Origin of the sequence: Streptomyces sp. T12, assembly GCF_028736035.1 — a bacterium.
In the GTDB taxonomy this organism is placed as follows: Bacteria; Actinomycetota; Actinomycetes; order Streptomycetales; family Streptomycetaceae; genus Streptomyces.
Map to the genome: position 1 here is coordinate 315,709 of NZ_CP117866.1, position 24,978 is coordinate 340,686.

The following is a 24,978-nucleotide window of genomic DNA, read 5'->3' on the forward strand; positions in this document are numbered from 1 at the left end:
ATGACCTCCGTCCACGAGGGTGACCTCGTCCTCAACGCGCTCGGGCAGATGGGCACGCGCATCGACTGCGCCGGCTTCAACCGTCTGGACCTCGAAGGCCCGCAGGTGCTGTGGCTGGTCGCGTCCGGCGCCGTGGACCTGTTCGCGGTCGACGCCGGGCAGCAGGGCCACTGGCACCACCTCGGTCGCCTGGAGGCGGGCTCGCTGCTGCTGGGCCCGGTCCCGGGACCCCACCACACGCTGGTGGCACGCCCGCTCAGGGACTGCGTCGTGCACCGCATCGGGCTGCGCGAGCTGTACCAGCCCGCCAACACACAGACGTGGTCGTACGACGAGTACGGCAACCCGCAGTACGTCCCACCGACGACGAGCCCGCTGGAGTACGCCCTCGCGCTCGGCGTCGGCCGTAGCCTCTCCATCCTCTTCCAGGCGCCGATGGCCACCGAGCGCGCCGCCGAGGTGACCGACGACGACGTCTTCTGGATGCAGGTGCCGCCGGGCAGCGTGCAGTACGGCTCGCTGTACGGCGCGGAGGCGGCCGCCGACCTGCTCATGGACCCGGCGGTCTGGCAGTCCATGGTCGACCAGCAGTACCGCCTGCTGACCACGCTGGACCGCTGGATCGAGCAGCTGGAGCGCACCCACGAGACACGCACCGCGGAGGGCATCAAGGCCGGCGAGGCGGTGCGCGCGCAGGCCGACCGGACGCTGCTGGCGTCCATCGGCAAGCGCAGCGACAAGCGCACGACGGCCGCCGACGCGGACGCCAGTTACGCGGCCTGCAAGCTGGTCGCCGAGGCGGCCGGGATCACGCTGGCCGAGCCCGCGCAGAGCGGCACCGAGAGCGACCGGCTCGACCCGGTCGAGCGGGTGGCCCTGGCCTCCCGTGTCCGGGCCAGGGCCGTACGCCTGGACGGGCGGTGGTGGCGGGACAACGTCGGCCCCCTCGTCGGCCACCGGGCGCTGTCCGGTGCGCCGGTGGCGCTGCTGTGGCGCCGCAGCGGCTATGTCGCCGTCCATCCGGCGACCGGCCGTGAGACGCCGATCGAGAAGGCCAACGCGGAGGAGTTCGAGCCGCGGGCCGTGATGTTCTACCGCCCGCTGCCCGACCGCGCGTTGAGCCCGCTCAGGCTTCTGCGGTTCAGCATGCGGGGCACCGGCGGTGACCTGACGAACCTCATGGTCAGCGGGCTGGTGACGGTGGCGATCGGTGCGCTGGTGCCGATCGCGACCGGCAAGGTGCTCGGTGAGTTCGTGCCGAAGGCGCAGACCGGGCTCATCGTGCAGTTCTGTCTGGCCGTGATGATCAGCGGTGTGGTGGCCGCGGCGTTCATGCTGCTGCAGAACCTGACGATCCTGCGCCTGGAGGGCCGTATCGAGGCGACGCTCCAGCCGGCCCTTTGGGACCGGCTGCTGCGGCTGCCCACGAAGTTCTTCACCGAGCGCTCGACCGGCGAGCTGGCGAGCCAGGCCATGGGCATCAGCGCGATCCGCCGGCTGATGGCCGGAGTCGGCCCCGTCGTCGCGTCGTCGGTGACGGTGGGCGCGATGAACCTGGCGCTGCTGTTCTGGTACAGCGTGCCGATGGCGATGGCGGCGATCGGCATGCTCGTCGTCATCGCGGGCGCGTTCCTGGGGCTCGGGCTGTGGCAGGTGCGCTGGCAGCGGCGGCTGGTGGTGCTCAGCAACAAGCTGAACAACCAGGCGTTCCAGACGCTGCGCGGGCTGCCGAAGCTGCGCGTCGCGGCGGCCGAGAACTACGCGTACGCGGCCTGGGCGGACCGGTTCGCGCGCAGCCGTGAGCTCCAGCAGAAGGTGGGGCGGATCAAGAACCTCACCACGGTGATGGGTGCGGTGTACCTGCCGGTGTGCACCCTGCTGATGTTCATGCTGCTGGCGGGCCCTGCGCGCGGGTCGATGTCGGCGGCCGCGTTCCTCACCTTCAACACCTCGGTGACGATGCTGCTGACCTCGGTCACCCAGCTGACCGGCTCGTTCGTGTCGGTGGTGGCCGCGCTGCCGCTGTTCGAGGAGATCAAGCCGGTGCTGGACGCGACGCCCGAGGTGCGCACGGCGAGCACCCGGCCGGGCCCGCTGACCGGGGCGATCGAGGCGCGCCGGCTGTCGTTCCGGTACTCCGACGACGGTCCCCTGATCCTCGACGACGTGTCCTTCGACGTACGCCCGGGCGAGTTCGTGGCGATCGTCGGCCCCAGCGGCTGCGGCAAGTCGACCCTGCTCAGGCTGCTGATCGGCTTCGACAAGCCGGTGTCCGGCAGTGTGCTCTACGACGGCCAGGACCTGTCGGCGCTCGACCAGTCGGCCGTGCGCCGGCAGTGCGGGGTCGTGCTCCAGCACGCGCAGCCCTTCACCGGGTCCATCCTGGACGTCATCTGCGGTACGGAGCCGTACACGCCGGAGGAGGCGATGGCGGCGGCCGAGATGGCGGGGCTCGCCGAGGACATCAAGCGGATGCCGATGGGGCTGCACACGATCGTCTCGGGCAGCGGCGCGATCTCCGGCGGCCAGCGGCAGCGTCTGATGATCGCCCAGGCGTTGATCCGCCGCCCGCGCATCCTCTTCTTCGACGAGGCGACCAGCGCCCTCGACAACGAGACACAGCGCACGGTCATCGAGTCCACCAAGGCCCTCAACGCCACCCGCATCGTCATCGCGCACCGCCTGTCGACGGTGCTGGACGCCGACCGCGTGATCGTGATGGAGGACGGCAAGGTCGCCCAGCAGGGCCCGCCCGCACAGCTCCTCGCGGACACGAACGGGCGGCTGCACGAGCTGGTGCGACGCCAGATGGCGTGAGAGCACATCAAGTCCGGGGAAGCTTCAGGGGTTCGTTCGGCAACCCCTGAGGTGTCGCCCCGAGAGCGGCCCTGACCTCGCCCCGGAGCCTTCCCTGGTTCCCGTCCTGCACGGTTGTGCCCCCGATTGGATCACTGTCACGTTGATCATGCGGGCGACCCCCGTGATCCGTTTCGCAGGACTCTCGGAAGGGACTTCATGCAACCGCTCTTCAGGGCGCTCACCGGAGTGCTCGCCGCCGGATTATTACTGGCCGGAGCGTCGACCCCGATCGTGGAGGCGGCGGAAACCGACCCTCCCGGCAATGCCTCGACGAAGCAACAGGCGATCGACTGGAAACCCTGCCCCAAGGACGCCACAGCGGAATGCGGGACGCTGCGCCTACCCGTCGACCGAGCCCGCCCCTCGGGAGAGAAGTTCGATCTGGCGGTGGCCCGCCGCAACGCGACTGATCCGGATCGCCGGGTCGGCGTGCTGCTGGTCAACCCGGGTGGGCCGGGCGCTTCGGGGGTGGACTTCGCCGTGGACGAGGCCAGGTCCCACTTCAGCGCGGACATCCAGGAGAGGTTCGACATCGTCGGGTTCGACCCGCGGGGCGTCGGCCGCAGCCACCCGGTGAAGTGCTCCACCGAACTGCTGAACCAACAGCCGTCGGTCTACCCCCGCAACCAGGCGGAGTTCGATCGACTCGCCGAGTTCAACCGCGCGTTGCGCGAGGACTGCCGACGGCACACCGGTCCGCTCTTCGACCACGCCGACACCTTGAGCGTGGTCCACGACATGGACGCGCTCCGCGAGGCGCTGGGCGAGAAGAAGATCAACTACTTCGGCCACTCCTACGGCACGTTGATCGGTGAGCAGTACGCGGAGGAGTACGGCGACCGCATCCGATCGATGGCCCTCACCGCGAACATCGACCACAGCCTCGGCGCCCGGGAGTTCCTCGTCTCCTCCGCGGCCGCCGCGGAGGACTCGTTCCACCAGTTCGTGAAGTGGTGCGAGCGCACCCGCTCCTGCGCCTTGCACGGCCGGGACGTCACCGCCGTATGGGACGGCCTGCTCGCCAGAGCGGACCGGGGGGAGATAAGCGATCCGCAAAGCCCGGATCAGCTCCTCGGCGCGCACGCGATCGCTCTGTTCGCCTTCAAGAGCTTCTACGGCCCGGACTGGGACGAGCTGGCCACCTATGTGGCGGGCCTCGACGCGCAGGACCCGAACGAGCGGCGACGGCCCGAGCACCCTCGGCAAGCCCAGCCGCCGGTGTCGCAGGACGCGGACCAGCAGACGACATCGGAACCGTTCTACGCGGTCTTCTGCCAGGACTGGAGCATCCGGGCGAAGGACTACCGGGAGTACGCCGGGCTGACCCAGGCCGAAGTACAGGCCGCACCGCACATGCGCGGCTCGCCTCGCGTGCATGCCGCGGTGGCCGGCTGCATCGGCTGGCCCGACGAGGTGAACAATCCGCAGCACCGTCTGCGCATCACCGAGGCGCCCAGGATCCTCATGCTGCATTCGCGGCACGACCCGGCGAACCATTTCGCGTGGGCGGTCAACGTCCATCGGCAGACCCGCGGAACGACCGTCCTGCTGCCGTACGCGGGCGCGGGACACAGCGTCTACCGGCGCAGTGACTGCACACGAGACGCCGTGGACGACTACCTCACGGAGCTGAGAGTCCCGAGCGCCGGGAGCAGTTGCGCCCCCGCCGGGACGAACTGACCGGGCTCAGGCGTCCAGGCCCGGGACCGGGGCACCGGAGGGGACGCCGGCGCAGACATAGCCGTCGTAGAACTCCTTCCAGGGTGCCTCGGCCCCGGCGTGCGGTCCCTCGAAGCGCTCCCCGCGCGCGTGCGCGTCGAGGGCGGCCAGGCAGACCTCCCAGCCGGCGCTGTTGCGGGCCGCGGTGTTCTCGGCGACGAGGACGTTGGTGAGCGTGAGGCGGGTGCGCCTGTCGTCCAGGGCCTCCAGGTCGAAGTGCAGTTCGTCGCCGCCCCACTCGAAGGACAGGTGCCGGGGCTCTTCGACGGCGATCACCCGGCCCGTGGAGTCCTCCATGTTCGGGTCGCCACTGAACTTGATCGTGCCGCCGGGGCGCAGCTCGATCTCGGCGCGGGAGGGGAACCAGTGGGCCAGTTCGTCGGCGTCGGTCACGAACTGCCAGACGCGCTCGACGGGATGGTCGTAGGTACGGCTGAAGCGGACGGCCGGGCGGCCGTCGTCCAGGCTCAGGTAGGTGCCGGTGAGGTCGGCGGTCATGGTGGATCAGTCCTTCATGGTGGGTTCCTCTAGGGGTGCGAGGTGTCGTCCGGCGTCTCGTCGAGTCGGCGCCCCAGGGCGTCCAGGCTGCGGTTCCAGAGCTCGCGGTACGGGGCCAGCCAGGCGTCGAGTTCGGCGATCGGGGCGGGATCGAGGGCGTAGACGCGGCGCTGGGCATCCTGCCGCACCCGCACCAGGCCCGCCTCCCGCAGCACCTTCAGATGCTTCGACGTACTCGGCTGGCTCAGCCCGCATGCCTCCACGATCTCCCCGACGGGCCGCGGCCGCTCCAGGAGCAGCGCGACGATGGCCCGCCGGTGGGGGTCGGCGAGGGCGCTCCAGAGCGAGGCGTCGGACATGGCTCCATCATGCCTCTGCGGTTATATTCCTGTCAAGGAATACAAAGCCTCGCTCCTGTGCGCCCCCGTTGCCCCCGCTCCGAAACGGGTACTGGCGACGCATGCGAATCAGCGTCGTGGATGTGGGGTCGAACACGGTCCGGCTGGTGGTGGCCGATGCGCAGGGCGGGGTGCCACTGCCCGTCCACACCGAGAAGTGGCGGCTGAGGCTGTCCGAACAGGTCAGACCCGGGGACAGCATCCCCGAGGAGGCCGTCGAGCGGTTGGCCTGCGCGGTCTCCGCCGCGGGCCGGACCGCGACCAGATGGGGCGCCACCGCTCCCCTGGCCTTCGCGACCGCCGTGGTGCGCGCCGCACCGAACCGCCAGGACGTGGTGCGTACCGTGCGCGCGCGGACAGGGGTGAGCCTGTGCACACTGCCGGGCGAGGTCGAGGCCGAGCTCACCTTCCTGGGGGCGCGGCGGTGGATGGGCTGGCGGTCGGGCCCGCTCGCCCTGCTGGACATCGGCGGCGGCTCGCTCGAAGTGGCGTTCGGCCGTGGCCGGTTACCCGACTTCGTGGCGTCGCTGCCGCTCGGCGCGGCGCGGCTGACCCATGAGTTCCTCGCCGACGAGGACCCGCCTGCGCCGCGACAAGTACGGGCGCTGCGCCGCAAGGTCCGCCATCAACTGCGGGACGTCGCGGCCCGGATCCGCTGGGAGGGACCGCACACGGCGGCCGCCACCTCGCGTACGTTCCAGCAGCTGGGCCGTCTGTGCGGGGCCGCACCGGGTCGCCACGGGCCGTTCATGGAACGGCAGTTGGCGCGTGCGAACCTGCGCGAGGCCATCGGCCGCCTGGCCGCGCTGCCCGCCGCCGAACGCGCAGCTCTCCCTGGCATCTCCGCACCGCGCGCCGGACAGAGCCTGGCCGGCGCGGTGGTCGCGCACACGGCGATGAAGCTGACCGGCCTCAGTACGGTGACGATCTGTCCGTGGGCGATCCGCGAAGGGATCATGCTGCGGCACATCGAGGACGGCGCGTCCTGGTGGGCGGAGATCACCCGTCTGGACGACGTGGCCGTTTCGTCCGAACCGGTACCGCTGCGGATCGCGAGCGCGCCCGCGACCAGCTGACCCAGGAAGGGCTCACCGCTCGCAACCTCCGACGACGGAAGGAGACGCCGTGACCGACGGCAGGAAGCAGCACGAGGAGCACCCCGAGACGGCGCTCGAAGAGGTCATCGACGAGATCGCCGACGCCGAGCGCCGTACCCGGGACTCCGCCGAGCAGCGCCGGCGCAGGGGTGAGGCCGGCGACGCCATCACCCCCAACACGCGCGCCCAGGAGGAGTCCGAGGGCGAGTGAGCGGGCGGGTGGCCCGGCGCCCCACGGGTACTCGGCGGCCATGGCACACGACCTCCGCCCGGCACACGGCGGCGCAGGGCCCCCGCTGCCGACCGCGCGGGGTCGCGCGTCCGCTGCCGTGGAGGAGTATCTGCGGGGTACGGGCCCGCCGCCCCGGCAGGAGGACGTCGCGGACACGGCCGTCTACGGCGACGATCTCCAGCTGGCCCTCTACCTCTGCTACGAACTGCACTACCGTGGTTTCGCCGCCGTGCCCGAGTCCCTTGAGTGGGCCCCGGACCTGCTGCGCTTCCGCGCGGCGCTGGAGCACCGCTTCCTGACCGCCCTGCGCGCGGACGCGCCCACCCACGACAGCGTCGAGGACGCGCTGGCCGACCTCCTCGTCGAGCCCGTCGACGGCACGGACGTCAGCCACTATCTGTGCGCCGAGGGCGAGTTGTGGCAGCTGCGCGAGTACGCGGCCCAGCGCTCCCTGTACCACCTCAAGGAGGCGGACCCGCACGCCTGGGTGCTGCCCCGGCTGCGGGGCAGGGCCAAGGCGGGCATGGCGGCGGTGGAGTTCGACGAGTACGGCGGCGGCCGGCCCGAACGCGTTCACGCGCGCCTGTTCGCCGACCTGATGACGGACCTCGGCCTGGACACGACGTACGGGCGGTATCTCGACGCGGCGAGCGCGCAGGCCCTGGCCACGGTCAATTTGATGTCCCTGCTCGGCCTGCACCGGGCGCTGCGCGGGGCGCTCGTCGGCCATTTCGCGACGGTCGAGATCACCTCGTCACCGGCCTCACGGCGACTGGCCGAGGCAATGCGCCGCACGGGCGCCGGACCGGCCGCCGAGCACTTCTACGACGAACATGTCGAGGCGGACGCGGTGCACGAGCAGGTCGTACGCCATGACGTCATCGGCGGCCTGCTCGCCGAGGAGCCGCACCTGGCCCCGGACATCGCCTTCGGCATCGACGTCACCGGCCATCTGGAGAACCGCCTCGCCGACCGGCTGCTCGACGCCTGGCGCGCGGGACGGTCGTCGCTGCACACGCCCCTAAGGTCCGAAATACGCCTTACTTCCTGAATGCCGGGGTACCCGGGCGCCGTGAAGCCACTGGTGCCGCCGGGCGTGTACGCCCCTCGGGAAGACACCGCCCTGCTCGTCGGCGCCCTGCGCGACGAGCCGCTGCCCGATCGCGCGGACGTCCTCGACGTGGGGACCGGTACAGGTGCGCTGGCGATCGAGGCCGCTCGACGCGGCACACGCGTGACCGCGGTGGACGTGTCCTGGCGCGCGGTGTGCACGGCACGCCTGAACACCCGGCTGGCCGGGCTCCATGTCCGCATCCGGCACGGCAACCTGTTCGCCCCGGTGCGGGGGCAGTCGTTCGACCTCATCCTGGCCAATCCGCCGTATGTGCCCGCGCCCGACACGGGCCGCGCACCCCACGGTGCGGCCCGCTCCTGGGACGCGGGCCGGGACGGACGGCTCATCCTCGACCGGATCTGCAAGGAGGCCCCCGCGCTACTGCGCCCCGGCGGCGTTCTCCTGGTCGTGCACTCGGCGCTCAGTTGCCCCGGCCGGACACTGACACACCTGCGCGGGGCAGGACTGAAGGCGTCCGTGACGCGGCGTCGCATGATCCCGTTCGGCCCCGTCCTGCGGTCACGGGAGGGCTGGCTGCGTGAGCGCGGCCTGCTGTCCGCACCGGATCAGAGGGAGGAACTGGTGGTCGTCCGTGCCGAACTCCCCGTCTGACGAGCCGCGCCGCATCAAGGTCCAGCGCCGAGGTCCCCTCCTGGTGGAGGGCCCGGTTGAGGTGGAGTTGGAGGACGGCACGATCGTCAGCTCCGACCGCTTCCGCGTCGCCCTGTGCACCTGCCGCCGCAGCCGCCGCTACCCCTGGTGCGACACCAGCCACCGCGAACGGGCCAGGGATCGGTGAGCCGGTCGGTACGGCGAATGACCACGACGACGAACGCCGACGCCAGCGCCGAGGCCGACGGGGAGTCAACCACCTTGGGCGGAATTCACCAGGTCGAGTGAACCAGATCTTGCGCGCGGCGCCGCAGGGATGCTCACCCTCGCCCCCGGGTAACAACCCTGATCAAATGCGCCCCTTTCCGAGGTGGAGCGGACATGACGCCGGACGCCGACGACCGCGCCCCCCAACCGACCGAGGACATGACCGCGGACCCGCTCCGGTCCGTGCCACCCCCGGCGAACGCCCATGCCCGCACGCGCAGATGCGGCGCGTTCACCGTGGTCGAGGCCGTGGGTGAGATCGACCTGGCGACGGCGACGCTGCTCGCCGAGCATCTGGACGCGGCGACCGCGAGGCCGGAGTGCGACGTGGTGGTCGATCTGCGGCGGGTCGACTTCTTCGACTGCTCGGGACTGCGCGTCCTGTGCCGGGCCGAGACGCGGGCCAGAGAGCACGGCGGCCGCCTCCGGGTCGTCTCCGACGCGCCGCGGATCCGGCGGCTACTGCATGGCGCGGGCCTGCTCGGCCGTTTTGCGCCCCTAGCCCGGATCCCCGGGGAAGGCGGGTGATCCCGTAGCGGTCCGAGGTGTCGACCGGGCGGCCCCACTCCGCCCGGCCGACCCCCGATGCGAGATCACAGAGGGCCCCTCGGCAAGGCTCGCACTCCCCATCCGCGAGCCTTTCGCCGAACTGCACGGGGACCGTGCGATCCCGGTCCTTTAGAACGCGAAGAGACTCGTGGTGTACGAGCCCTTCACGCACTCGTTGGCGAACGTGCGTTCATACGAGACGCGCCGGCCCTGCCAGACCCCGTCGACGGTGACGATCACGGGGTCGTACTGCTTGGTACACAGCATGCCGTCTCTCGCTGTCAGGGCATCGAAGTTCCCGCTCACACCCCGGAGTTCGGCACAGGCCGAGGCCGAGTCGGGATGGGTGCCGGAGGGCGTCGGGGCGCAGCTGAGGGTGACCGCGCGCACCGGGGTGCTCATGGTGGCGGTGTCACCGTGGGCCACGGTGAGCACCAGGGCCGAGGGTGCGTAGAGCGAGGCCGGGGTGGCGTCCGGGGCGGCCAGGGCGGATCCGGTGAGGGGTCCGCATACGGCGGTGACCGTGAGGCCGATGGTCGCTGCCCAGCGCGCGGTGTTCCGCATTGTGTGCATCCTTCCGCTCGAGTTGAGGGTGTGCCGACTCCGGCGCGATCGGTGCCGGAGCGACGAGCGGGAGTCTGCCGAGTCCGGCACCGAAACTCACATCGACACCACGCGTTTCGGTAACCTTGCGTATTGAATCAGTGGCGTGAAGTAACGGAATTCGAACGTTCCAACGCCGGAACTTGGCGGTTCTTGATCGCTCCAAGTCCCCGGGTGGCCGGATTACGCACGCTCATTAATAGGCCTGAAACATTCCGGTTGGGCCCTCCGGTTGAGCTCTCGGCTGACTCGTCCGCCACCCCCTTGTGTTCATGGGTGGGCGGAGTAATGGTCATTACATGATTACCAGCGAACAACGAGAGAAGCTGCGCGGCTGGTTCGCCGGCCGTCTGCCCGACGACCTCTTCGAGGAGCTGACCGAGGTGACGGTCGACCGCGAGGAGATCACCGTGATCGGCCGCATTCCCTCCCCCCACCTGGCCGAAGACGTCTCGGCCGCCGAGCGGGAGGCGGCGGTGGAGGGCCGGATCCAGGAGTTCCGGGAGCGCACCCGGGAGGCCCGGATCGAGGTGGCCCGTGAGGCGGAGCACCGGTTCCGCCGGAAGGTCTCCTGGGGAGTGGAGTGCGGCGACGAACGCGCGCTGTTCACGCACATCGCCGCCCCCGTGATGACCCGGCTGCGTCAGCCCGAGCGCCAGGTCCTCGACACCCTGATCGCCGGCGGGGTCGCCCGCAGCCGCAGCGACGCCCTCGCCTGGTGCGTACGGCTGGTCCAGCGGCACACCGACGACTGGCTCACGGAACTGCGCGAGTCCCTGGAGAACGTCCAGCGGGTACGGGCGCAGGGGCCGGACACCGAGACCGAGGAGGCACCCAGGGACGGCGACTGATGGAGAATTCGTCCACTGACGGCACCGAAGATGGATGAACCGTCCTCTGGTGCGGATCCTGCGCTGCGCCATACCGTCTGCAGACCCCCCAGAGGACGGCATCCGCGCTGCCCGCACACCCCAGCGGCAGGCACCGGCCGTTGCCCCCGCCGCGCCACGACGCGCTCCACCGCCCCGCCCACGCTGGAGCCCCCTTGTCCTCCCAGCCCTCCCAGCCCGCGCAGTCCTCACAGCCCTCGCACCCCGAACCCCCCTCCCCCGCCCCCTCCTTGACCGAAGTCGAGGCCCACGGCGTCGACCGCATCCCCGACGCCGAGCGCAGCGCGACCCCGCTCGATCTGTTCCGCCTCGCCTTCGGCGGCGCCAACACCTTCTCCACCTGCGTGCTCGGCGCCTTCCCGATCCTGTTCGGCCTCTCCTTCTGGCAGGGCCTGGCGGCCACGCTGCTCGGGGTCGTCGCGGGTGCGCTGATCCTCTGTCCGATGGCGGTGTTCGGACCGGTCAACGGCACCAACAACGCCGTCTCTTCCTCGGCGCACCTCGGCGTCCACGGCCGCGTGGTCGGCTCCTTCCTGTCCCTGCTGACGGCGGTCGCGTTCTTCTCGATCTCGGTGTGGAGCTCCGGCGACGCCCTGGTCGGCGGCGCGCACCGGCTCTTCGGCCTGACCCGCGGCACGCTGTCGTACGTCGTCGCGTACGCCCTGTTCGCGGGCCTGGTCCTCGCGGTGTGCGTGTACGGCTTCCGCTTCATGCTGTTCGTCAACAAGATCGCCGTGCCCTCGGCGAGCGTGCTGTTCCTGCTCGGCGCCATCGCGTTCGCCGGCGACTTCGACCCGTCGTACGCGGGCGTCTTCACCGCCTCCGCGGATGCGGCCACCCAGTCGCTGTTCTGGCCGTCGTTCATCGGCGCGGCCCTGATCGTGCTGTCCAACCCCGTCTCCTTCGGGGCGTTCCTCGGTGACTGGTCGCGCTACATCCCGGCGGGCGCCCCGCGCCGCAAGGTGATCGGCGCCGCGTTCCTGTCGCAGATCGCGACGCTGCTGCCGTTCGTCTTCGGCCTGGCGACCGCGAGCATCATCGCCACGAAGGTTCCGGAGTACGTCGATCCGGCGGCGCCCGACTTCGTGGGCGGGCTGCTGGCGATCTCGCCCGGCTGGTACTTCCTGCCGGTCTGTCTGCTGGCGTTGATCGGCGGTATGGCGACGGGGACGACCGCGCTGTACGGGACCGGGCTCGACTTCTCCTCGGTGTTCCCTCGGCTGTCGCGGGTGCAGGCGACGCTGCTGGTCGGCGCGTTGTCGATCGCGTTCATCTTCGTCGGGCGGTTCGGACTCGACCTGGTGCAGTCGATCTCGACCTTCGCCACCATGATCATCACCTGCACCACGCCGTGGATGGTCGTGATGATGCTGGGCTACTGGACCCGGCGCGGCTGGTACGACCCCGACGCCCTGCAGGTCTTCAACCGCCGCCAGCGCGGCGGCCGCTACTGGTTCGCGCACGGCTGGAACTGGCGCGGCATGACCGCCTGGTGGGTGGCGGCGCTGATCGGCGTGCTGTTCACCAACATTCCGGGGCAGTTCGTCGGGCCGCTGGGCGATCTCGCGGGCGGCGTCGACATCAGCCTGCCGTTGTCGCTGGTCGTGGCGGCGGCGCTGTTCCTGGCGCTGCTGCGGCTGTTCCCCGAGCCTCGCGCGGTATACGGGCCGCAGGGTGCGCGGCTGGTCCGCACCGTCGAGGTTCCCGTGCCGCCGATCACGGGTCCGGGTGCATCGGGCGACGACGCGTCGTTGTCAGACCCGTCGGCTAGGTTGCGGGCATGACCAACTTCGTACTGGTGGCCGGTGCAAGGCTCGGAGCGTGGGCGTGGGACGAGGTGGCGGCATCGCTGCGCGCCTCCGGGCGGGCCGTCCATCCTCTGACCTTGTCCGGCCTCGCCGAGAAGCAGGGCGTGCCGGCGCCCGGGCAGCAAAGTCACGTCGATGACATCGTCGCCGAGGTGGAGCGCCTCGATCTGCGGGACGTCGTCCTGGTCGGGCACAGCTACTCGGGCATACCGGTCGGGCAGGCCGCCGTCCGGATCGGTGACCGGCTGCGGCACGTGGTGCTGGTGGACGCCAGTGTCGCCGTCGACGGGGAGTCGTTCCTGTCGGGCTGGCCGAGCGACCACGTGCGGGCGGAGATCGAGGAGAACGGCGGCTTCTGGCCGTCTGCCCCGGCGGCCCACTACGCGGACCAAGGACTGACGGACGAGCAGATCGCCCGCCTCGTCGACGGCCAGACGCCACACCCGGGAGCCACCCTGACCGAACCGGCAGTCATGGCCCGCCCGTTGAGCAAGCTCCCCGGCACCTACATCAAGTGCCTCCTCGACGGCGACGAACCGTGGGGGGCCGCAGCCGAGCTCCTCAAGAGCGACCGCTGGGAGTTGGTGAACATGGACACCGGCCACTGGCCGATGTTCTCCCAGCCACAGGACCTGGCGCGCATCCTGCACGAGACGGTGGCCGCCCCCTGATCCACCCACCCTCCTACCGGTCGGTATGGTCTGCGTACAGCGCGTTCTCAGTGGCGAGAGGCGGGGCGTACGCATGGGCAAGCACTGGGCGGACTTCCAGTACGAGATCTATCTGAACGGGATGACGGGTGCCGTGCCCCGGCTGCCCACCGATCTGACCCGGCTGGAGGAGCTGACCGAGCAGCGCCTCGGTCCCGGTCCCGTCGGCTATGTGGCGGGCAGCGCGGGCGACGGCAGCACCGCCCGCGCCAACCGGGCGGCGCTGCGGCGACGCCGGATCGTGCCGCGCATGCTGCGGGACGTGCACGAACGGGACCTGTCCGTCGAGGTGTTGGGCCGCGCCCTGCCCGCTCCGCTGGCCCTGGCGCCGGTCGGCGTGCTGTCGATCATGCACCCGGACGCCGAGTGCGCGGCCGCCCGGGCCGCGGCCGCGCAGGGCGTGCCGTTCATCCTGTCCTCGGCGTCCAGCACGCCCATGGAGCAGGTCGCGGAGGCGATGGGCGACGCCGAGCGCTGGTTCCAGCTGTACTGGCCGAAGGACCCGGAGGTGGCCCGGAGTTTCCTGAACCGGGCGAAGGCGGCCGGGTTCACCGCGCTCGTCGTCACCCTGGACACGCCGATGCTGGCCTGGCGGCCGCGCGATCTCGACCAGGCGTATCTGCCGTTCCTGCACGGCGTGGGCACCGCCAACTACTTCTCCGACCCGGCCTTCCAGGCGGGCCTGGCCAAGCCGGTGGTGGAGGATCCGAACGCGGCCGTCATGCACTTCGTCGGCATGTTCTCGGACCCCGCCAAGACCTGGCCGGACCTCGCGTTCCTGCGGGAGAACTGGGACGGCCCGATCGTCCTGAAGGGCATCCTGCACCCGGACGACGCCCGCGCGGCCGCCGACGCCGGGATGGACGGGGTCGTCGTCTCCAACCACGGCGGCCGTCAGGTGGCCGGCTCCCTCGGCGCGGCGGACGCCCTGCCCCGGGTCGTGGAGGCGGTCGGCGACCGGCTGACCGTGCTGTTCGACAGCGGTATCCGCACCGGCGACGACATCTTCAAGGCCCTCGCGCTCGGCGCGCGGGCGGTGCTCGTCGGACGGCCGTACGCGTACGGGCTCGGCCTCGACGGACAGGCGGGCGTCGAGCACGTCATCCGCTGCCTGCTCGCCGAACTCGACCTCACCCTCGCCCTGTCCGGGCACGCCACCCCCGCCACGATCGGCCCCGCCGACCTCATCGAGGAATCCGCATGACCGCCACGAAGAACGTCCTCGCCGTCATCTCGCCCCATGTGGGCGGTCGTGGCATCGGCGCCGGCCTCGCCACGCTCTTCCCCGAGGGGGCGGACGTCACCGTCGTCGAGGTGGCCGACGAGGACCCGGACGCCCTGCGCGCCGCGCATGTCGTCATCACCGCGCTCGCCCCGGTGACCGCCGAACACCTCGGCACGGCACCGGAGTTGGAGCTGGTTCAGTGCGCGAGCCACGGCTTCGACTACGTCGATGTGGACGCGGCGCGCGAGCGCGGAGTGCGCGTGTGCAACATCGGCTCCAGCGGTGCCGAGGCGCAGAACGTGGCCGAGCAGACCTTCGCCCTCATGCTCGCGCTGGCCAAGCAGATCGTCCCCGCCCACACCGCGCTCGTCGAGGCCGACTGGGCCCTCCCCCGGCTGCAGCACTCGCTGACCGAACTGTCCGGCAAGACGCTCGGCATCGTCGGCCTGGGCCAGATCGGGCGGCAAGTCGCGCGCCGCGCGGCCGCGTTCGACATGAGCGTCGTCTACGCAGGTCGACGACGGCTGCCGCCGCAGACGGAGGCCGAGTTCGGCGGCGCCCGCCATGTCCCGCTCGACGAACTGCTGCGCACCGCCGACTACGTCTCCCTGCACGCCCCGCTCACCGACGAGACCCGGAACCTGCTGAACGCCGAGCGGCTGGCCCTCCTCAAGCCGTCGGCGTTCGTGATCAACACCGCGCGGGGCGCCCTGATCGACCAGGACGCCCTCGCGGACGCGCTGGACAAGGGCGCCCTGGCCGGGGCGGGCATCGACGTCTTCGACCCCGAACCGCCCACCCCGGCCCTGCGCCTGCTCCGCGCCCCGAACGTGGTGCTCTCCCCGCACGTCGGCGGCGTCACCCGCGAGACCCTCGTCCGCATCGCCCTGGCCGCCGTCCAGAACGTGACCGCGTTCCTGTCGGGCGGAGCACCGCAGGACGTCGTGAACTAGGCAGGCATTCCCGGCCGGTGGCAGGTCCCTCGGAGGCGGAGGCCGGGGCGGGCGGGGGCGGACCGACTCGGATCGGTCCGCCCCCGCAACCTGCTCGGCCCGACGGCCCGACGGTAAGACCGAGACGCGGCCTGCGGTCGCGCATGTCGCGCCCGTCACCGCCCCGGCGAAATCCGCCGATCGCGGCCCCCGCCTCACCCCGGCCTCGCCTACGCCTACGCCTCCTGCTCCTCCGCCAACCGCACCGCCCGCGCCTGCGGCGTCTCGGTCTCTTCGCTCGACAGCGACCCGGGGTTCGCCGACGCCACCGGGTCGGCCAGCCAGCGCTGTTCGTCGGAGCCGTCGCGGACCTTGACGACGATGTCGGAGCCCGCGTCCGCAGTGGTGAACGTCAGGGCGAGCTGCTCGTCCCAGCGGGGCAGCAACTCGCCCTGCACGGTGAGGTCGTAGCGCACGTCGTCGGCCCGCTTCGAGTCGTCGTCGACGCACTTGCCGAGGATCACCACGCCGGCGTCCACGTGCGAGTCCAGACACAGGCCGGGGTCCGCCACGCTGCGCAGCCGGCCGTCCTTCTCGTACGACCACTGCTGGGTGTCGTCCGCGGAGCACTCGGCCAGCTCGGTCCCGGCGCCGGCCTTGGGCTCGCCGCGGATGTCGAGGCACAGGTCGGCGTCGTCGTTGCGCAGCCTGGTCTGCCGCGGTGCGCCCGGCAGCTGGGCCGTGCCGGGCGGTGAGGCGGAGACCGCGGGGGGCACGGGGGATCCGGTGCCGCCGCCGGTGGCGGAGGCGGCGGGGTCGACCCCGTCGTCGTCCGACAGCAGGCCGGTCGCGAGCATGATCGCGATCAGCCCTGCTGAGGCCACGCCCACTCCCGTGAGCAGCGTCCGCGAGGAGCGCGGTCCGCCGGGCGCCCTGCGGACCTGCGCGGGGATCCGCGGCAGCAGGCGCCGTCGTGCCGAGCCGTGCCGGGCGGAGCCACGGGTGCGGGGGCCGTCGCTCTGGGTGCGGCCGGGTCTGGTGTCCAGATAGCGGCGTGCGCCCCAGCCGAGCACCGCCTCGGCGATGAGCACACCCAACCCGCCCTCGAAATGGCTCAGTTGTTCGGCGGCGTTACGGCAGTAGCGGCACTCCGTCAGATGCTGCTGAACATCCGGCAGCAGGGCGCCGCCCCGGCGAATCGGGACGTCGAGGAGGCGGTTGTAGAACCGGCAATCCTTCGTCGGCGCGAGTTCCCGATGGACATGTACACAACCTTCGCGGAATTTATCACGCGCCTGTTCGAGCGCGGCCGAGGCGGTAACGGTATCCATGCCCAGCAGACCGGCGGGGACACTTAACGGCTCGGCCTCGACCTCGGTGTGCCAGAGCAGACACCGGGCAAGTCCCGGAAGCGCCTGGAATGACCGATCGGCGAGCTTCCGATTTTCGGGCGTCATGGACTTCGCGGTACGCATACCGCGACCGCCCGCGGGTTTCCCCAGCTCCGGCAGAACGCCCGATATTCGGTCCTCGGCAGACCACTGCCGGACCGCGTCCCGGACTGCCACGAGCAGCCGGGGCCGCAGCGCGGCGGCCGGTTCGCCCAGCGCCAGACGGCCGAGGACCTGGTGGAAGGCGGCGGCGGTGACCATGTCGGCGACCTCCTCCGGGGAGGAGAGGCAGATCACCGCGTACTCGTGAACCGGTTGCCAGTGCCGCGCCATGAGCAGCGCGACGGACGGAGCGGCCTCGCCGTCCGGACGGCCCCGCAGCCGGGCGGCGAGACCTTCGTCGGATTCCTCGGGAACCCCACCGGGCGGGGGGTAAGGGGGGCGAGGGGGGTGGGGGGTGGGCACTGAGCGGATTCCTTCCCACGCGCATGACTCGGAAGTCCGGTCGCCGAAAAGGAGAGCGACTTGGTGCCTACCTCTTCGACGCGAGTGCGGGGAGCGTGAATTCACCAACGTCCATCCGCCCCGGTTCCCCACGGAACGAATGAGCCCCGGCCTTTTCCCACCCCCCACGGGTAGTTCACCCTTGCACAGCACACCAATGGCCAACAAGGCACTTGGGCAACATCCGCACCTTTGAAAGAAAGTCAGATACCGCGGCAACTCTCCACAGCTGCGCGAGCTTTCGACATTCCGTGCGCCCCGTGTGAAGCCCGCGCACGCGCCGGAGCGCCCCGCACGCTCCCCGGCGCACGCGCCCGCGTAGTCCACTGGAGTCGGCCCTCTCGGAAGGCCCGCGCGTGGGACGGCGGCTCTCCTGCGCGCCACGGGCCGCCGACCCCGTTCCTCCCGCCCTCGGTCGGCGGCCCCCGGGGCGGGAGGAACGGGGACCGCCACGGGAGAGCCCGGACCACCGGGCGGCCGGCCTCAGATCTGCCAGGAGCGCAGCCGGTCGGCCGCGCCGTACACGTCGACCTTGCCGGAGATCAGGTCACGGGCGAGGTCGACGAGGGCGCCGTAGGGCGGGTCGATGCCGACGCCGCTGACGAACATATAGGCCACCGCGGACGCGCAGGCGAAGCGGGCGTTGGCCGCGGGCAGCGGCTTGAGCAGGGCGAGGGTGTGCAGCAGCACGGCGGCCCGCCAGGCCGGGTCGGAGTCGACGCCCAGACGGGGCGGATCCACCCGATGGCGTGCGACGGCGGCGACCAACGCGGAGAAGTCGTTGATCGTGGGCTGGTCCGGCAGGACCTCTTCGTGTCGCTGGAGCAGCCAGGGCACGTCGATATGGATCACGGGTGCCATCGGTCAGGCGGCCCGTCCCTCGCCCTTGGCGGACGGTTCGTCGTCGGGGAAGGCGGCCGCGAATTCGTCGGCGTGCGACGCGAAGAACCGGCGGAACGCCTCGGCGCCCTCCTGCAGGGCCCGGTGCCGGGCTATGTCGGCCGCGGCCGCCTCCCGCACGAGCGCCTTCATCGACGTACCGCGTTCCTTGGCGATCTGCCGCAGGTCCTCTAGCTCGCGGTCGCTGAACTCCACGTTGAGAGCTGGCATGCCCTTCACGGTACCGCTCGGGTACTTGCCCGTAAATACCTGCAGGTCAAGTGTGATGTATGCCGGTACCAGGGGGTGCGGAACGCGTGCTCGGCCGCGAGACCGCGCCCGACGTCATCGAGACGTGGGTCACATTCGACCGTGGGATGTCACATTCCGGCCCCCGCCGGGCCTCGCAGTAGTGAGCGCGCACCGGGAGGCCCACCGTATGTCCGACATCCCCATGTCCGTCACCGCCGACGCGACCGGCGTCTTCGTCGAGCACCGTGAGCTGATGTTCGGCGTCGTCTACAACATGCTCGGCAGCGTCGCCGACACCGAGGACGTACTGCAGGAGACATGGCTGTCGTGGACGGCGCGAGGCGGCGGCTCGCCGCTCGACGGGATCGCCAACCCGCGGGCGTATCTCGTGCGGATCGCCGTGAACCACGCGCTGGCGCGGCGGGCCGCGATCAGCCGCCGCCGGGAGACGTACGTCGGCCCGTGGCTGCCCGAGCCGCTGGTCGCGGACGGCGAGGACGACGGCGTCGACGACCCCGCGCTGCGCACCGAGTCCGTGTCGCTGGCGATGCTGGTCGTCCTGGAGTCGCTCTCACCGCTGGAGCGCGCGGTGTTCGTGCTGCACGAGGTGTTCGGGTACGCCCACACGGAGATCGCGGAGATCCTCGACCGCAGCCCGGCGGCCGTACGGCAGCTGGCGCATCGCGCGCGGGGGCATGTGCATGCGCGGCGGCCGCTGTACGAGGCGCATCCGCGGGTGCGGCGGGAGGCAGCCGAGCGGTTCGTGCGGGCCGCGGTGGGCGGGGACATCGCCGCGCTGATGGAGATCCTCGCGCCGGACGTGACGGTGTGGACGGATGGCGGCGGCAAGCGGAAGCGGGCGGGGCTGCGGCCCGTGCACGGGAGGGACAAGGCGGTCCGGCTCTTCGGTTCGTACGCGCGCCGGGGCGGGGGCGGGGGCGGCCACCTGGAGCTGCGCCACCGGCGGGTCAACGGCGACGACGCCGCGGTGCTGTTCGACGGCGAGGAGGCGTACGCCGTCCTGGTCCTGGACCTGACACCGGACGGCGAGCGGGTCTGCGGTGTCTATGTCGTGAGCAACCCCGAGAAGCTCACGCATGTGCGCAGGGGGGAAGCATGAGCGCCCGCGAGCTGCCCGGCAGGGGTGAGCGCGTCGCGGACTGGTTCGACGGGCGGCTCGGCATCCACTCCCTCGGCCGGAAGTATCTGCGCAAGGTCTTCCCGGACCACTGGTCCTTCCTGCTCGGCGAGATCTGCCTGTACAGCTTCGTCGTCCTGATCCTGACGGGCGTGTACCTCACCTTGTTCTTCCACCCCTCGATGAACGAGGTGACGTACCACGGCAGTTACCTCCCCCTCAACGGCGTCCGCATGTCCGAGGCGTACGCCTCCACGCTGGACATCAGCTTCGACGTGCGGGGCGGGCTGCTGATACGGCAACTGCACCACTGGGCGGCGCTGGTCTTCGTCGCCGGGATGCTCACGCACATGATGCGGCACTTCTTCACGGGGTCGTTCCGCAAGCCACGGGAGATCAACTGGCTGTTCGGCTGGTCCCTGCTGTTGCTCGGCCTCTTCGAGGGCCTGTTCGGCTACTCGCTGCCGGACGACCTGCTGTCGGGGACGGGCCTGCGGTTCGTCAACGGCGCGCTGCTGTCCGTCCCGATCGTCGGGACGTATCTGTCCATGTTCCTGTTCGGCGGGGAGTTCCCGGGCCATGACATCGTGGCCCGCTTCTACTCCCTGCACATCCTGGTGATCCCCGGCATCATGGCGGCGCTGGTCGTGGCGCACCTCCTGCTGGTCGTGTACCACAAGCACACCCAGTTCGCGGGTCCCGGACGCACCGAACGCAATGTCGTCGGCGCCCCGTTCATGCCGGTGTACCTGGCGAAGGCGGGCGGCTTCTTCTTCCTGGTCTTCGGCGCGCTCACGTTCATGGCTGCGGTGGCTTCGATCAACCCGGTCTGGTCGTACGGCCCTTACCGGGCCGACCAGGTCTCCACGGGCGCCCAGCCCGACTGGTACCTGGGCTTCGCCGAGGGGCTGGTCCGGATCATGCCGGGCTGGGAGATCACCCTGGGGGGCCACACACTCGTCCTCGGGGTGCTGATCCCGGTCGTGGTCTTCCCCCTGCTGCTGGTCTTCATCGGCGTCTATCCCTTCCTGGAAGCCCGGATCACGGGCGACAAGCGCGAGCACCACCTCCTCGACCGCCCCCGCAACCGCCCCGTCCGCACGGGGATCGGCGCGGCCTGGATCAGCCTCTACCTGATCCTCCTGGCGGGCGGCGGCAACGACATCGTGGCGACCCGGCTCCATCTGTCGATCAACGCGGTGACCTGGGCGATCCGCATCGCGACGCTGGTCGTCCCGGTGGCCGTGTTCGTCGTCACCCGCCGCATCTGCCTGGGCATCCAACTCCGCGACCGGGAGCTGGTGTCGCACGGCCGGGAGACCGGCGTGATCAAGCGGCTTCCGCACGGCGAGTACGTCGAGGTGCACCAGCCGCTGGAGCGGGCCGAGCTGCACACCCTGACCGCCCACCGGCGGCCCGCGGAACTCGTCGAAGGCGATCACCAGGGCGTGGGCAATCCGGTGGCGGACTGAGCGGTGCTCAGGCAGGCTCACCTGCATGATCTCGGTAGTGCAGAACGTGGCGATCGACTGTTCGGATGCCTATGAACTGGCTCGGTTCTGGAGTGAGGTGACCGGCTGTCCGCTGCATCCGCAGGACAGGCCGGGCGATCGGGAGACTCAGGTGATGCTTCCGCAGGGCCCGGTGCTGTACTTCAACGAGGTGCCGGAACCCAAGACGATCAAGAACCGCATCCACCTGTGCCTGCGCCCGTCGACCTCGCGCGAGGAGGAGATCGAGCGGTTGCTGGATCTCGGAGCCGCCCTGGTCACTGATCACCGGAAGCCCGACGGCACGGGCTGGGCCGTCCTCGCGGATCCTGAGGGCAATGAGTTCTGTGTCCTGCGCAGCGAGTCCGATCGCGCTGCGATGTCTTCTTAAGACGCGGTCGACGAACCGGCAGGCGGCCGGTGAGAGAACTCCACGTGTACGGGGCGTGTATTCCTGAGGGTCCGTACAACCCCGGGTGAGGTCCCATGGGTCACATCCCACGCCGGCACCCCCCGCAGATCCCGGCGCGACAACCGACCGCACCAGCAACGGAGTTCACGTGCACATGCGTTTACCGGCCGCCCGCCGACCGCCGTCGCCGCGCTCGCCCTGGCCGCCACCGTGGTGGTCGTACCGCCCGCCCACGCGGCGGACGGCGACGACTACGAGGTGACCCTCACCAGCAGCACCGCCACGACCGACTACGACCACCGCACGGTCGACCTCACCGGCACGCTGACCCGTCCCGACGGCACCCCCGTCGCCGACGCACCGGTCCAGCTCGAGGAGTCGGTGCTGTTCAAGACCTGGAACCCGTGGGGCGACCCCATCGACCCGACGGAGTGGGAGACGCGCGGCCTGGGCACCGTCCGCACCGACGCCGAGGGGCGGTACACCCTTGAGGACGTCCCGGCGGACCGCTGGGACGACGAGCCCAGCCGCTACCTCTCCCCGCGCCACGAGGTGCGGTTCCGGGCCGTGTACGACACCGACCCCACCGACTTCCACATGGCCTTCGCGGACACCGCAGTCAGGGTCGAGCCCGTCGCGAGCTCCCTCACCTACCGGGTCAGCAAGCTCATCGTGCGCCCCGGCGACGGCCTCACCGTGACGGGCAAGGTCACCTGGCCCGCGGGGCACGGCCCGGTCGCCGGGACCCGGGTCTTCCTGCGGCAGTACTTCGAGAGCCAGTACGACGCGCAGACCACCACGGATGCCGCCGGGAACTTCACCATCCGGACCAAGATCCGCGAGGACGACCGCGAGTTCGTCGTCTTCTCGGCGCCCAAGGACTACTACCTGGCGGGCGTGAGCAAGGACCTGCCCGTCATGAACATCGCCCCGTAGGTCCCCCGCCAGGGCACCCGGCACCACCGCGAGCCCGCCGCCGCACCTGTGCGACGGCGGGCTCGCGCGGTCTAACCCTGGTCGGCCACGAAGGAGGCCATGCGGGTCAGGGCGGAGTTCCAGTTGATCGTGTGCTCGTTCGTCGACCAGGACTGGATGTCGTCGATGTAGCAGAACTGGCCGACGCAGCCCTGGAGTTTGCTCTGTGCGTAGGGGTCCTGGATGCCCGAGTTCGGCCCGCCGGCGAGCGTGCCGACCGGTGGGTTGGGCTGGTTGGGGTCGAGCTGGTGGGCGTACCAACGGGCGTGCTGGTTGTGGGAGTTGACCTCGCCATAGCCGGTCACGTACGAGATGTTCAGCGCGTTGCGGCCGAGGAGGTAGTCCATGCTCTGCAGCGCACCGTCACGGTACTTCGAGGCGCCGGTGATGTCGTACGCGGTGGCGATCACGACGGCGTTGTGCAGGATCTGATGGTTGGAGCCCCAGTCGTAGAGGTTGCCGGTCGGGGCGTAGGGCATGCCGTACGCCTGTGACTTCAGGGTGGCCAGATAGCCGTCCGCGCCCTTGATCACGGACTGGCGCACCTTGTCCCGGCCGGGCAGCCCGCTCGGCACGGTCGCCAGGTCCAGTCGGGCCGCTGCCGCCGTCCTGGCCCAGTCGTAGCCGAGGGAGCCGAAGACGTCGGCCGTGTGCACGGGCGAGCTGAGGACGTGGTCCGCGAACCCCTTCTCCCCCGTGGTGAGATACAGCTCGGCCGCCGCCCAGTAGAACTCGTCGGTGACGTTGTTGTCGGCGTAGGTGCCGCCGCCGATGCCGTCGCTCTCGGAGGCGTACCGGTCGGGATGCGCGAGCGCCGCGGTCCAGGCCTTGCGGGCGGCACCCAGCGCCTTCGCCGCGAACTCCTTGTCGTACGGCTTGTACAGGCGCGCCGCCTGCGCGGCCGTGGCCGCCAGGTTCAGGGTCGCCGCGGTGGACGGCGGGTGCAGTTCGCGCTTTTGCGGGTCGTCGCTCGGCAGCAGCGGCAGGCCCGTCCACTGCTCGTCGTGGATCTTGTGGTGCGCCATGCCGGCCAGCGGCTGCCCCGCGGGCACCTGCATCTTCAGCAGGAACTCCAGCTCCCAGCGGACCTCGTCCAGGATGTCCGGCACCTTGTTGCCGCCCTCCGGGATGGCGAGCGTGCCGTCACCCAGCTTCTCCGGCTCCCCGGTGCGAGCGAGCCGTTCGCGCTCGTACGTGCTCAGCAGCTCCCACACCGAGATGCCGCCGTTGACGACGTACTTGCCGTGGTCGCCGGCGTCGTACCAGCCGCCGGTGACGTCGAGCGTGTAGTCGCACGCGCCCGGCTGGCAGGGCACTTTGCCGTCGCCCTGGTTGGGCGCGACGTCGACGTGTCCGGCGGGACGGGCGTAGCCGGGGCGCAGGTCGTCGCGGATCGCGATGCCACTGCGCTGCGTGTAGTAGTACTTCACGGCGTCCAGGCGCAGCCGCTCGTAGGCGGCCGTGCCGATGTCGAAGGGCCGGCTCGCCTCTCCGCCCGCGACCAGCGTGAAGTCCTTGCCCTGCTTGCGGTAGGCGCCGAAGTCGATGGAGTGGACGTTCTGCGCGGAGGAGGCGTCGGTGCCGCGTGGCACGGTCCAGCCGTGGGCGACCACGGCCCCGGACGCGCTCTTCAGCTCCCAGGGCAGCTTCTGGGTGGCGTCGGTGACCAGCGTGGCGTTCTTCGGCCCGGCGGGCAGATAGGCGACCTGGTTCACCCGCACCCGCGGCCCGGTATCGGGCTCGTAGACCTCGGGCGGGACGCCGCCCAGCAGCGAGGCGTCGTCCATGCAGAAGCGCCACGCGTCCGCGCTGCCGCCGAGCTGGAAGGCGACCTGGCCCTGCCGGGTGTCGACGGGTGAGGTGAAGGTGTACGAGTAGGAGTTCCCGGAGACGCTCAGCTCCGGTGTCACCTCGAAGTAGGTGTCGTACGGCGCCGCCGACAGCCCGACGATCGCCCGCACCACGTGCCCCTGGGGCGAGCCGTCGGCGGTGAAGGAGAACCGGTACGACTCCCCCTTCACCAGGGCGATGTCGTTCTGGCCGACGCCGGCGTCCCAGCGGTTGGTGGTGCCGCCGGGGACGTCGGCGCAGAGCTGCCCGTCGGACAGACCCGCGGTGACGTTGCTGGTCGTCCACCACGGGTCGGTGGTGGTGTCGAACGTGCCGTTCTTGAGTTGCTCGACCTCTTCGGCGCCGGCGGGGGCGGCGGCCAGGCCTGCGGCCAGCAGGGCCGTCAGGGTCAGCAACGTGATTCTGCGTCGTTTCACGTCTGGGCTCCTCGAGGGGAGGGGCGGGTGACGCTCGGGGTGGGAGCGCTCCCAGTGGCGGACGCAGCCATGCTTGTTGGCGACATGACACTACGTCAACGGTCCGGACGAAACGCTCCGCCGGGGGCGCCGCGAGCGTTCGTTTTCCGGTGCGGCG

General features: G+C 70.9%; 24 protein-coding genes. 17 read left to right on the forward strand and 7 right to left on the reverse strand.

Going from position 1 to position 24,978, the window contains the following annotated elements:
• Both PBV52_RS01420 and PBV52_RS01425 read left to right on the forward strand, forming a co-directional pair.
• On the forward strand, nucleotides 1-2,817 hold the full coding sequence (locus PBV52_RS01420; RefSeq protein WP_274236406.1) for an NHLP bacteriocin export ABC transporter permease/ATPase subunit: 2,817 nt from the start codon (nucleotides 1-3) through the stop codon (nucleotides 2,815-2,817).
• A gap of 198 nt (nucleotides 2,818-3,015) precedes the next feature.
• Nucleotides 3,016-4,539 (forward strand): alpha/beta fold hydrolase, encoded by a 1,524-nt coding sequence (locus tag PBV52_RS01425; protein ID WP_274236407.1) that lies wholly within the window; start codon nucleotides 3,016-3,018, stop codon nucleotides 4,537-4,539.
• 6 nt (nucleotides 4,540-4,545) lie between these two features.
• Here the strand turns inward: PBV52_RS01425 and PBV52_RS01430 are convergent, their stop codons facing one another.
• Nucleotides 4,546-5,076, reverse strand: a complete 531-nt coding sequence (locus tag PBV52_RS01430; RefSeq protein WP_274236408.1) for an SRPBCC family protein — start codon at nucleotides 5,074-5,076, stop codon at nucleotides 4,546-4,548.
• 29 nt (nucleotides 5,077-5,105) lie between these two features.
• Nucleotides 5,106-5,435, reverse strand: a complete 330-nt coding sequence (locus PBV52_RS01435; RefSeq protein ID WP_274236409.1) for a helix-turn-helix transcriptional regulator — start codon at nucleotides 5,433-5,435, stop codon at nucleotides 5,106-5,108.
• A 101-nt stretch (nucleotides 5,436-5,536) separates the two neighbouring features.
• On the opposite strand from PBV52_RS01435, the gene PBV52_RS01440 reads away from it, so the two are divergent.
• The 6 genes from PBV52_RS01440 to PBV52_RS01465 all read left to right on the forward strand — a co-directional run bounded on the left by PBV52_RS01440 (nucleotide 5,537) and on the right by PBV52_RS01465 (nucleotide 9,324).
• The gene (locus PBV52_RS01440) at nucleotides 5,537-6,550 is read left to right on the forward strand and encodes a Ppx/GppA family phosphatase (protein WP_274236410.1); all 1,014 of its coding nucleotides are present in this window, start codon (nucleotides 5,537-5,539) and stop codon (nucleotides 6,548-6,550) included.
• Between the two features lie 49 nt (nucleotides 6,551-6,599).
• Entirely contained in the window at nucleotides 6,600-6,782 is a 183-nt protein-coding gene (locus PBV52_RS01445; RefSeq protein WP_274236411.1) for a hypothetical protein, read from the forward strand.
• A gap of 40 nt (nucleotides 6,783-6,822) precedes the next feature.
• Complete coding sequence (locus PBV52_RS01450) at nucleotides 6,823-7,854, forward strand: iron-containing redox enzyme family protein (RefSeq protein WP_274236412.1); 1,032 nt, start codon at nucleotides 6,823-6,825, stop codon at nucleotides 7,852-7,854.
• Entirely contained in the window at nucleotides 7,855-8,529 is a 675-nt protein-coding gene (locus PBV52_RS01455; protein ID WP_274236413.1) for a HemK2/MTQ2 family protein methyltransferase, read from the forward strand.
• Complete coding sequence (locus tag PBV52_RS01460) at nucleotides 8,510-8,716, forward strand: CDGSH iron-sulfur domain-containing protein (protein ID WP_274236414.1); 207 nt, start codon at nucleotides 8,510-8,512, stop codon at nucleotides 8,714-8,716. The genes PBV52_RS01455 and PBV52_RS01460 overlap by 20 nt, the downstream gene beginning before the upstream one ends.
• Nucleotides 8,717-8,910: 194 nt before the next feature.
• Complete coding sequence (locus PBV52_RS01465; RefSeq protein ID WP_274236415.1) at nucleotides 8,911-9,324, forward strand: STAS domain-containing protein; 414 nt, start codon at nucleotides 8,911-8,913, stop codon at nucleotides 9,322-9,324.
• 150 nt (nucleotides 9,325-9,474) lie between these two features.
• On the opposite strand, the gene PBV52_RS01470 is transcribed toward PBV52_RS01465, so the two are convergent.
• Nucleotides 9,475-9,909, reverse strand: coding sequence for a protease inhibitor (locus tag PBV52_RS01470; protein ID WP_274236416.1), 435 nt, complete (start codon nucleotides 9,907-9,909; stop codon nucleotides 9,475-9,477).
• A gap of 338 nt (nucleotides 9,910-10,247) precedes the next feature.
• Between PBV52_RS01470 and PBV52_RS01475 the strand changes: the two genes are divergently transcribed.
• The 5 genes from PBV52_RS01475 (at nucleotide 10,248) to PBV52_RS01495 (ending at nucleotide 15,534) form a co-directional block, all read left to right on the forward strand.
• Nucleotides 10,248-10,799, forward strand: coding sequence for a hypothetical protein (locus PBV52_RS01475; protein ID WP_274236417.1), 552 nt, complete (start codon nucleotides 10,248-10,250; stop codon nucleotides 10,797-10,799).
• A 194-nt stretch (nucleotides 10,800-10,993) separates the two neighbouring features.
• Nucleotides 10,994-12,622: a cytosine permease gene (locus PBV52_RS01480; RefSeq protein WP_373921808.1), complete on the forward strand. Its 1,629-nt coding sequence runs from the start codon at nucleotides 10,994-10,996 to the stop codon at nucleotides 12,620-12,622.
• On the forward strand, nucleotides 12,619-13,317 hold the full coding sequence (locus tag PBV52_RS01485) for an alpha/beta fold hydrolase (protein ID WP_274236419.1): 699 nt from the start codon (nucleotides 12,619-12,621) through the stop codon (nucleotides 13,315-13,317). The genes PBV52_RS01480 and PBV52_RS01485 overlap by 4 nt, the downstream gene beginning before the upstream one ends.
• Nucleotides 13,318-13,390: 73 nt before the next feature.
• Nucleotides 13,391-14,560 carry a lactate 2-monooxygenase gene (locus PBV52_RS01490; RefSeq protein WP_274236420.1) on the forward strand — a complete coding sequence of 390 codons (1,170 nt, stop codon included), beginning with the start codon at nucleotides 13,391-13,393 and terminating at the stop codon, nucleotides 14,558-14,560.
• A complete protein-coding gene (locus tag PBV52_RS01495; RefSeq protein ID WP_274236422.1) occupies nucleotides 14,557-15,534 on the forward strand; it encodes a 2-hydroxyacid dehydrogenase in 978 nt (325 codons plus the stop codon). The genes PBV52_RS01490 and PBV52_RS01495 overlap by 4 nt, the downstream gene beginning before the upstream one ends.
• Before the next feature lie 215 nt (nucleotides 15,535-15,749).
• Here the strand turns inward: PBV52_RS01495 and PBV52_RS01500 are convergent, their stop codons facing one another.
• From PBV52_RS01500 to PBV52_RS01510, 3 genes are all read right to left on the reverse strand, one after another.
• Entirely contained in the window at nucleotides 15,750-17,369 is a 1,620-nt protein-coding gene (locus PBV52_RS01500) for an RICIN domain-containing protein (RefSeq protein WP_274236423.1), read from the reverse strand.
• A 522-nt stretch (nucleotides 17,370-17,891) separates the two neighbouring features.
• A complete protein-coding gene (locus PBV52_RS01505) occupies nucleotides 17,892-18,269 on the reverse strand; it encodes a toxin Doc (RefSeq protein WP_274236424.1) in 378 nt (125 codons plus the stop codon).
• A 3-nt stretch (nucleotides 18,270-18,272) separates the two neighbouring features.
• A complete protein-coding gene (locus PBV52_RS01510) occupies nucleotides 18,273-18,518 on the reverse strand; it encodes a hypothetical protein (protein WP_048578995.1) in 246 nt (81 codons plus the stop codon).
• A gap of 208 nt (nucleotides 18,519-18,726) precedes the next feature.
• Between PBV52_RS01510 and sigJ the strand changes: the two genes are divergently transcribed.
• The 4 genes from sigJ to PBV52_RS01530 all read left to right on the forward strand — a co-directional run bounded on the left by sigJ (nucleotide 18,727) and on the right by PBV52_RS01530 (nucleotide 22,515).
• Nucleotides 18,727-19,659: an RNA polymerase sigma factor SigJ gene (gene sigJ, locus PBV52_RS01515; RefSeq protein WP_274236425.1), complete on the forward strand. Its 933-nt coding sequence runs from the start codon at nucleotides 18,727-18,729 to the stop codon at nucleotides 19,657-19,659.
• A complete protein-coding gene (locus tag PBV52_RS01520) occupies nucleotides 19,656-21,149 on the forward strand; it encodes a cytochrome bc complex cytochrome b subunit (protein WP_274236426.1) in 1,494 nt (497 codons plus the stop codon). The genes sigJ and PBV52_RS01520 overlap by 4 nt, the downstream gene beginning before the upstream one ends.
• A gap of 25 nt (nucleotides 21,150-21,174) precedes the next feature.
• Nucleotides 21,175-21,558 (forward strand): VOC family protein, encoded by a 384-nt coding sequence (locus tag PBV52_RS01525; protein ID WP_274236427.1) that lies wholly within the window; start codon nucleotides 21,175-21,177, stop codon nucleotides 21,556-21,558.
• 231 nt (nucleotides 21,559-21,789) lie between these two features.
• Nucleotides 21,790-22,515, forward strand: a complete 726-nt coding sequence (locus tag PBV52_RS01530) for an acyl carrier protein (protein WP_274236428.1) — start codon at nucleotides 21,790-21,792, stop codon at nucleotides 22,513-22,515.
• 71 nt (nucleotides 22,516-22,586) lie between these two features.
• Here PBV52_RS01530 and PBV52_RS01535 read toward each other — a convergent pair whose 3' ends face one another.
• Nucleotides 22,587-24,821: a glycoside hydrolase family 9 protein gene (locus PBV52_RS01535; RefSeq protein ID WP_274236429.1), complete on the reverse strand. Its 2,235-nt coding sequence runs from the start codon at nucleotides 24,819-24,821 to the stop codon at nucleotides 22,587-22,589.
• Nucleotides 24,822-24,978 lie beyond the last annotated feature (157 nt).